This window comes from Candidatus Pelagibacter sp. (assembly GCF_052049815.1).
Classification (GTDB): domain Bacteria; phylum Pseudomonadota; class Alphaproteobacteria; order Pelagibacterales; family Pelagibacteraceae; genus Pelagibacter.
Window position 1 is genome coordinate 26,960 of the sequence record NZ_JBNGZG010000011.1, and the last position, 9,252, is coordinate 36,211.

The 9,252-nt window shown below is 26.7% G+C and carries 8 protein-coding genes; 1 reads left to right on the forward strand and 7 read right to left on the reverse strand.

Annotated features, from left to right (window positions below; genetic code table 11):
- Positions 1–10 precede the first annotated feature (10 nt).
- The gene (locus ACTT9D_RS03495) at positions 11–724 is read left to right on the forward strand and encodes a 2,3-bisphosphoglycerate-dependent phosphoglycerate mutase (RefSeq protein WP_440930473.1); all 714 of its coding nucleotides are present in this window, start codon (positions 11–13) and stop codon (positions 722–724) included.
- On the opposite strand, the gene ACTT9D_RS03500 is transcribed toward ACTT9D_RS03495, so the two are convergent.
- From ACTT9D_RS03500 to polA, 7 genes are read right to left on the reverse strand one after another with little or no spacing between them, the layout of a single operon-like run.
- Positions 702–1,391: a sugar phosphate nucleotidyltransferase gene (locus tag ACTT9D_RS03500; protein ID WP_440930474.1), complete on the reverse strand. Its 690-nt coding sequence runs from the start codon at positions 1,389–1,391 to the stop codon at positions 702–704. The genes ACTT9D_RS03495 and ACTT9D_RS03500 overlap by 23 nt on opposite strands.
- Positions 1,388–2,338: a phosphotransferase gene (locus ACTT9D_RS03505; protein WP_440930475.1), complete on the reverse strand. Its 951-nt coding sequence runs from the start codon at positions 2,336–2,338 to the stop codon at positions 1,388–1,390. The genes ACTT9D_RS03500 and ACTT9D_RS03505 overlap by 4 nt, the downstream gene beginning before the upstream one ends.
- Positions 2,328–2,798 carry a tRNA (adenosine(37)-N6)-threonylcarbamoyltransferase complex ATPase subunit type 1 TsaE gene (gene tsaE / locus ACTT9D_RS03510; RefSeq protein ID WP_440930476.1) on the reverse strand — a complete coding sequence of 157 codons (471 nt, stop codon included), beginning with the start codon at positions 2,796–2,798 and terminating at the stop codon, positions 2,328–2,330. Before tsaE ends, ACTT9D_RS03505 begins: the two co-directional genes overlap by 11 nt.
- A complete protein-coding gene (ahcY, locus tag ACTT9D_RS03515; protein ID WP_440930477.1) occupies positions 2,782–4,068 on the reverse strand; it encodes an adenosylhomocysteinase in 1,287 nt (428 codons plus the stop codon). The genes tsaE and ahcY overlap by 17 nt, the downstream gene beginning before the upstream one ends.
- A 42-nt stretch (positions 4,069–4,110) precedes the next feature.
- Positions 4,111–5,652: an ATP-binding protein gene (locus tag ACTT9D_RS03520; RefSeq protein ID WP_440930478.1), complete on the reverse strand. Its 1,542-nt coding sequence runs from the start codon at positions 5,650–5,652 to the stop codon at positions 4,111–4,113.
- Positions 5,652–6,359 (reverse strand): response regulator transcription factor, encoded by a 708-nt coding sequence (locus ACTT9D_RS03525; RefSeq protein WP_440930479.1) that lies wholly within the window; start codon positions 6,357–6,359, stop codon positions 5,652–5,654. The genes ACTT9D_RS03520 and ACTT9D_RS03525 overlap by 1 nt, the downstream gene beginning before the upstream one ends.
- Positions 6,360–6,408: 49 nt before the next feature.
- Positions 6,409–9,180 carry a DNA polymerase I gene (gene polA, locus ACTT9D_RS03530; protein WP_440930480.1) on the reverse strand — a complete coding sequence of 924 codons (2,772 nt, stop codon included), beginning with the start codon at positions 9,178–9,180 and terminating at the stop codon, positions 6,409–6,411.
- Positions 9,181–9,252: the final 72 nt, after the last annotated feature.

Consider the following 9,252-nt stretch of genomic DNA (forward strand, 5'->3'; position numbering starts at 1 on the left):
AAATAATCATATGAGTAATTTAATTTTAGTAAGACATGGTCAAAGTATTTGGAATTTAGAAAATAGATTTACAGGATGGGTGGATGTAGACATTACTGATAAGGGTGAAGAAGAAGCAAAAAAAGCTGGGGATTTATTATTAATAAATAAGTTAAAAATTGACTATTATTTTACTTCTTTTCAACTACGGGCAAAACGAACTTTATCAATAATAAAAAAAATTTTAAACGATGATAAGCAAGTTCAAGAATTTTGGGAACTAAATGAAAGACATTATGGTGCATTAACAGGTTTGAATAAAGATGAAATGAAAGCAAAACTTGGAGAGCAAAAAGTTCATGAATTTCGAAGATCTTGGAACTTGAGGCCAGATAAACTCGATAAGGATAGTCCGTATCATCCTCTAAATTCAAATATTTATAAAGATGTACCTAAAAATTTCATTCCTGACACTGAATCCTTAGAAGATACCTATGATCGAGTAATAAAAATTTATAATAGTCATATCAAAGAATTAGTAAAAAAAAATAACATTTTAATTTCTGCACATGGCAATTCTATTAGAGCTCTGTGTAAATTTTTATTTAAACTAGATGAAAATCAAATTTCAAGATTAGAAATTCCTACTGGAAATCCTCTTTATATTAAATTTGATAATAATGAAAATATTTCTGAATGCAGATATTTAGATAACAATCGTGCTAAAGATCTTGTAGTTTTTTAAAAACATCTAGATTAGTTACGTGAAAAAATTTTTTTTTACTCTCATATCCGTATAATTGATTTTTCTGAATGAAATCATTCCAAATATTTCTAATTGAAAAAGTTTCTACATTAAAATTTTTAAATGATTTTTTATTTAAAATTTGACAACCTGTATAAATGAAATTGTTTATACTATTCTTTGAAATTAAATTTCCATGAAGACTAAAATCACCTTTTAAATTTTTATCAAAGCTTAGATTCTCATCTACTAGCATTAAAACATTATTTAATTTTTTTTTAAAATAAATACTTTCCATCTCTTCCAATTCAATAAGATAATCTTTACTCCATAAAGTATCTGGATTAAAAATAAAAAAATCTTCTGATGATGATGAATTCATCAAATTTAGGATGCCTCCACCTGTATCAAGAATTTGATCTCCATCCTCAATAATTGAAATCTTAGCTTTAAAGTAATTATTTTTTATATAATTTTTAATCTCATCTTGAAGATAAAATGTATTTAATAAAATATGATTTATATCCAAACCTTCGATTAAGTTTATGCATCTTTGAAGCAATGTTAAATCATTGATTTTTAAAAGTGGTTTAGGTGTAATATCTGTTAAAGGCTTTACTCGTTTTCCATATCCAGCACAAAGAATTAATGCAGTTTCTATTTTCATTTTATTTGTTTTGGAAAATAATCACTTAGTAATTTATTTAGCATTTTTAAATTAATATTTTGCTTAACCCTTAATTCAATTAATTTCCAAGTATATGGTATCATTTTAAGATAATTATACTTTTTATCTCTTACAGCTAATCTTGTAAATATTCCTATTATTTTTAAATTTCTTAGAACAGACAATATTTCAAAATCATTCTTTAAATAAAGAATATTTATTTTTTTGTTTTTTTTTAAAAAATAATCAAAAATTTTATTCTTTGTTTTTATAGATGTTTTGAATCTCACATCATCGATAATTGAAGCTAAATCATAAGCCTTATTACCGATCAATGCATCCTGGTTATCTATTATTGAAGTCTTATTTTTATTTAAAATAATATTTGAAATGTGAAAATCTCTATGAACAAATGTATTATTTTTCAATTTTAATTTGTTAATTAATTTTTTTATTTCATTTTTTATTTTTTTATTAAATAAGCCTTTTTTGTTTTTAGTTAAATTTGATGGAACATACCATTTGCAAAATAATTCACTCTCTTCAAATAAAATTTTTTTATTATATTCTGGCACCTTATAAATTTTACCATTAAGATTTTTAATTTTTCTATCTTTAATTTTTTGGATTTTTGATAACAAATCTATTGCTTGTTTGAAATATTTTAAATTTTTAGGATTATTTTTCAAAAAGTTGAGCATTGTTTTTTCACCTAAATCTTCTATTTCAATATAATTTAGCTCATAATTCTCATTTATTAGTTTTGGAGCTTTAATATTATTTTTATTTAAAATTTTATTAATACAATCATATACAAGTAAATTCTTTTCTTTTTCTTTATCCGCATAAACAATTATTGAATTTTTTTTACAAAATGATTTTCGATAAAATTGTCTAAAGGATGCGTCTCCTTTAATTTTTTTTAATCTATATTCTTTAAGAGACATTTTTAATTAAATTTTCATAACTTAACTCTCTACTTTGATAATCTTTAGAATAACTAAAACTTAACTTTATAAAATTATTCAGATTATCTAATAAAAGAGTTGGCCACTCTATTAATATTAAAGAATTTTCAGTATCTTCCAAAATACCCAGGTTATTAATTTCATTAAATTCTTTTAACCTATAGAGATCATAGTGTTTAATATTTATATCTTCAATTTGATATTCGTTAAGAATATTAAACGTTGGACTAGTTACTTCTGTTAAATCTAAATTATTTTTTTTCTGAAATTCATTAATAAGATATCTTACAAAAGTAGTCTTACCTACTCCCATTTCTCCTATTAAGAATACAATATCTCCATTCACAAAAATATTTGTAAATTCTTTTGCAATTTCTGCTGTAATTTTTTCTGAAGAAATATTTATTTTACCACTGCTAGTATTAGTAGCGATATGCATTTGGTTTAAACGGTCCTTCTACACCAACGCTTATATAATCAGCTTGATCTTTAGAAAGTTTAGTTAATTTTGCTCCAACTTTTTTTAAATGCAGCATTGCAACTTTTTCATCTAAGTGTTTTGGTAAAACGTAAACTTTATTTTCATAATTTTTATGATTATTCCAAAGTTCTATTTGCGCTATTACTTGATTTGTAAATGATGCACTCATTACAAAACTAGGATGGCCAGTTGCACAGCCTAAATTAACTAATCTACCTTCCGCTAAAAGAATAATTCTTTTCCCACTTGGTAATTCTATCTCATGAACTTGTGGTTTTACTTCTGTCCACTTATAATTTCTTAGTGCCTCAACTTGTATTTCATTATCAAAGTGACCAATATTGCATAAAATTGCTCTATCCTTCATTTCTCTCATATGGTCGGCTGTAACTATGTCCTTATTTCCTGTTGCAGTAACCACTATATCCGCTTTACTTATTGCTTCTTCCATTAAAACAACTTCATAACCTTCCATAGCTGCTTGTAATGCACAAATAGGATCTGCCTCTGTAACAAGAACTCTTGCACCACTTTGTCTTAATGATGCAGCACTTCCTTTTCCAACATCTCCAAAGCCTGCAACAATTGCAACTTTTCCAGACATCATAACATCTGTGGCTCTTCTAATTCCATCAACTAAACTTTCTCTACATCCATAAAGGTTATCAAATTTAGATTTAGTAACAGAATCATTAACATTAATTGCTGGAACCATTAGAGTTTTATCTTTTTCCATTTTGTTTAATGCTTTAATGCCGGTCGTTGTTTCTTCAGACACACCTTTTATATCTTTTAATAAATCTTTGTACTCTTTATGCATCATTGCTGTCAGATCACCACCATCGTCGAGTAACATATTAGGTTTCCAATCTTTTTTTCCTTCGATAGTTTGTTTAATACACCAAATATATTCTTCCTCTGTTTCACCTTTCCATGCATAAACCGGTATTCCAGCTTTAGCTATGGCTGCTGCCGCATGATCTTGTGTTGAAAAAATGTTGCATGAAGACCATCTCACTTCTGCACCTAGGTCTACAAGAGTTTCTATTAATACGGCTGTCTGAATAGTCATGTGTAAACAACCTATAATTTTTGCCCCTTTAAGAGGTTTTTTGCCTTTATATTCTTCTCTTAATGCCATTAATCCAGGCATTTCACTTTCAGCTATTTGAATTTCTTTTCTACCAAATTCTGCTTCTGTAATATCTCTTACTTTAAAATCATCCATGGCGTGGCTTCTAACAATAAAATAAAAAATAATCAACAAACATTAGGCTTTTATAAAATTTATTTCTATTGAAGCGCCTTTTTTATTAAGATTATTTGAAGCAGTAATTGTTGCATCGTGCAAATCTACAAGATTTTTAACAATGTTTAGCCCTAAACCTGAGTGCTTTCCAAATTTATCAGGTCTATTACTGTAAAACCTTTTAAAAATTTTATTTGTATCTTTTTCCTTAAAACCTCTTCCTTCATCAATCACTTTTATTGAAATGTTGTTTTGACCAATTTTGATTAATTCTACAAAAATATTGGTGTTATCATCACTAAAAGAAATAGAATTATCTAATAAATTTGCAATGATTTGCTCAATTCTATTTTCAATACCATTAATAAAATAATCCTTATTTCCATCATTTTTAAAGGAAATATTTATTCCTCTTTTTGCAGAATAGATATTATTAAAATCATCGACAACAGATTTTATAATTGGTTCAAGATTAATTTTTTTCATCTTCTCTTTACTTAAAGCAACTTCATCTTTTAGTATTTGAGAGTAATCAGTTATTAATCTTTCAATTCTTTCAACATCATGACTTAAAATATTAACTAGTTTTTCTCTTTGATCTCCATTATCTGTATCTTGTAAAATTTCTGAGGCACTTTTCAAAGATGCCAAAGGATTTCTAATTTCATGAACTAAATCCGTTGAAAAGTTTTCTGCATTAGAGATTCTCTTTTGAAGTTCTAAAGTCATATCATCTAATGATTTTGACAAAAGTCCTAATTCATCATTTCTTATTTTCAAACTTTCAATATTTGTTTTTTCTTTTCTTTTTGCTTTTATATTTTTTGTATAACTAACAAGGTTTTGAATTGGCTTTAAAAAATATCTATTCAAAACAAATGAAAAAATCAAAATTACAACTGCAACTACTATTGCAGTTCGTATGATAAATGTTTCTCTTTCTTGTATCGCAGCTCTAACATCATTAGCGTTTTCTGTAATTGCGACGTACCCGACATTTTTTCCATCTTTATTAATATTCTTAATTGTTGTTAACTTAAATTGCTCATAAGTTTCCTCAGAAAAAGTATATGGTTTTCCAAAATTTCTTGAATCTATGTAGATAAAAAGAACATCCTTTAAAGAAATTGAGTTTTTTTTATTTATATTAATATTTTTTTTTTCAACTATTTCTTTGGTTTTTTTTTCACTTAATACTTCAAATTCAATTATATTTAACCGTTGAGAAAATGCTCTTGGATCTAAATCTAGAGTATCTGTATCTCCTATAAGATTAAGTTCATTATCAAAAAATATAACTCTATCTAGATTTTGAAATAGAAAACGTGTTGATGTCAAAAATTTTTGAATATCCCTTTTATTCAAATTTACATCTAATCTTAAAATGTTGTCTATAGTATTGTTTATTACATTAATATGATTTGCAGATTTTTTCTTAATCAAATTCGGCTGAACATTTTTTAGATAAAGAACTGTTAATATTCCTATTACTAAAAAAAATAAAAAATTAATGAATAAAAATTTTTTTAAAATTGATAAATTTTTAATTACATTATTTAGCATCAACCAACATTCCACCTATAACCACTACCATATCTGGTTTCTATAGCTGAAAATTCAGGATCAACTTTTTTAAATTTTTTTCTGATACGTTTTACATGGCTATCGATGGTTCGATCCTCAATGTCAGTATCTTCTCTATAAGCAATATCCATAAGTTGCGCTCTTTCCTTGATAATTCCAGGTCTTTTAGCCAACTCTTTAACAATCAAAAATTCTGTTGTTGTAAGTTTATCAGGAAGTTGTTTACCATCCCATTCACATTCTAATTGTGAAGGATCTAATCTTAATTTGCCGTGTGATATAATACTTTTATTTTCTTCTAATGTGGTATTTGAATCTTTTTTTCTTAATTGGACTCTTATTCTTTCAATAAGAACCTTAATGGAAAAACCACCTGATTTTTTTATAAAATCGTCTGCTCCTAGTTTTAATCCTAATAATTCATCGATCTCATCATCTTTGGAAGTCAAAAAGATAACAGGTAACGAAGTTTTTTTTCTAAGTTTTTTTAAAAGTTCTTCACCATCCATTTTTGGCATTTTAATATCTACCACAGCTAAATCTGGTGGTGTTCTTGTTAACCCTATTAAAGCGCTCTCACCATCAATATAAGTTTGAACCTTAAAACCTTCTTTTTCTAAGGCTATACTTAAGCTTGTAAGTATATTTCTATCATCATCTATAAGAGCAATAGTTTGTTTTTGCATATAACCCTTTAAAAATACTAAATTGTTCTAATTTGGGCAAACAACAAAATTAATGTAATCCACCCCAATTATCCCCAACATTTACATCTACTGTTAGTGGTGTTGAGAATGAGTGAAATTCACTTTCAGATACACTTGACATTTCTTGTCTAATTAACTTGCAAACTTTATCTACGTCTTTCTTGGGTGACTCAAAAATTAATTCATCATGAATTTGCAAAAGTATTTTGCAATCTTTATATTTAGTCTCAGATAATTTCTCATTTAATCTTATCATAGCTAATCTCATTATCTCTGATGCAGATCCTTGGATAGGAGCATTTATTGCGGCTCTCTCTTGAAAATTTCTTATATTATAATTTTTATCATTTATGGCATTGAAATGAGATCTTCTTCCAAAAATATTGTTTACATAACCACTTTTTCTACAAAATTTAATAGTACTATCCATATAAATTTTTATTTCTGGAAACTTTAAAAAATATGCATTAAGAAATTCTTCAGCTTCATGGTTTGAAACATTAATTTGTTTTGCCAACCCGTATTGAGAAATTCCATAAATAATTCCAAAATTGATCGCTTTAGCTTTTCTTCTTTGATCTGAATTTACTTTTTTTATATCTACATTAAAAATCTGACTTGCTGTTAATGAATGAATATCAATATCGTTTTTAAAAGCTTTTTTTAATTCCCTTACATCCGCTAAGTCAGCTAAAATTCTCATTTCAACTTGATTATAGTCAGCAGAAATTAAAGTTTTATTTTCATCAGCAATAAAAGCTTTCCTGATGTCCCTTCCATCTTCTGTTTTTATAGGAATATTCTGTAAATTAGGATCACTTGAAGCTAAACGACCAGTGGTTGTTGCAGCTAGTAAAAATGAGGTATGAATTCTATTTGTTTTATTATTTAAATGTTCAGGCAAAGTATCTGAATAAGTATTTTTTAGTTTTGATATTTGTCTCCAATCAAGGACTAACTGTGGAAATTCATGTCCTTTAAATGCTAGATCTTCAAGGACTGATGCACTTGTTGCAAAACTACCTTTCTTTGTTTTTTTTAAATTTGCTATTTTCAAATCATTATAAATAATTTCTCCAAGTTGCTTGGGAGAAGCAATATTGAATTCTTTTTTTGAAATTTTAAATATATCTTTTTCTAGCTTAATAATTTTTTTTTCAAATTTTGTAGATAAAGTCTTTAAAAACTTACTATCTATTTTAATTCCTTCAATTTCCATAAAAGCTAAGATCTTAATGAGAGGTTTCTCAAAATTCTCATAAATATTAACTAATTTTTCAACCTTTAAACTCTTATTAAATTTTTTATAAAGTCTGTAAGTAATATCAGCATCTTCAGCTGCATAATCTTTAGCCTTTTCTATTTCAACCTCACTAAAATTAATTTCTTTTTTTCCAGTTCCTACTATTTCTTTAAATGAAATTGTTTTATGACCCAAATGTAATTCTGAAAGAGTATCCATGTTGTGTCTATTCTTTCCAGCATCTAGAACATATGACATCAGCATAGTATCTTCCATTGAATTAAGAACAATTCCTTGATGGTAGAAAATAATAAAATCAAATTTAATGTTTTGACCAATTTTTTTAATACTACTATCTTCCAAAATTGGCTTTAATTTTTTTAAGACATCATCTTTTTTAAAATATCTTTTTGATTTATGGCCAATTGGAATATAACTGGCCTTACCAATTTTTGTGCTAATTGATATACCCACTAGTTCAGCTTGATGTGGATCTAATGAATTTGTTTCAGTATCTACCGCAAATTCACCTGCTTCTTCAGCTTCACCAACAAGTTTATCTATTTCATCTAATTTTGTAATTAATTTATAATTTTTATTAGATATTGGTTTGTCATCTTTTTTTTGAATTAAATCAACTTTATCGTTTTTAAAACCAGCCTCTCCATAGGCAGATATTGCAGAGCTTAAGAGCCTGTTAAACTCCATTTCTCTTAAAAAAGAGTATAATTTTTCCTTATCAATATCTTGAAGCTTAAATTCTTCTAATTTTTGTTTTACTGGCGCTTTATTGTCTAGTGTAACTAATTTTTTACTAATTATCGCTTTATCTTTGTTTTCTATTAACGTCTCACGTCTTTTGTTTTGTTTTATTTCATGGGCATTTTTTAATAACTCTTCTAAATTTCCATATTTATTAATTAATTCTGCTGCTGTTTTTACTCCTATTCCAGGTACACCTGGAACGTTATCACTACTATCTCCAGCAAGTGATTGGACATCAATAACTTTACTAGCATCAACACCAAATTTATTTTTTACATCTTCCTCTGATACAAATTTATTTTTCATAGGATCGTAAATTCGAACTCCTTTTTTATAGAGCTGCATTAAATCTTTATCAGAAGATATAATTGTAACTTTTGAGCCTTTTTTTAATATTTGTTCTACATAAGTAGCTATTAAATCATCTGCTTCATAGTTAATTAGATCTACAGAAGGAAGATTAAAAGCTAAAACAGATTTTCTAATGTATTCAAATTGAGGGGCTAAATCATCAGGTGCTTCTGATCTATTAGCTTTATAATCACTATAAATTTCATTCCTAAATGTTTTTCTAGCAGAGTCAAAAATGACAGCAAAATGAGTGGGCTTTTGTAAGTTTTGATCTGATTTAGAATCTTCTAACAACTTAAATAACATGCTGCAAAAACCACTAACAGCTCCAGTAGGAAGACCATCACTTTTTCTAGTTAGTGGAGGCAAAGCATAATAAGCTCTAAAAATATATCCAGATCCATCAACTAAGTAATAATGCTCTTCAGATTTTTTTTTCATTAAATATTGGTATTAAAGATTCTTTTTAGAATTATTCTATATAATTCTAAATTTTTGGATATTAAAAAAAGT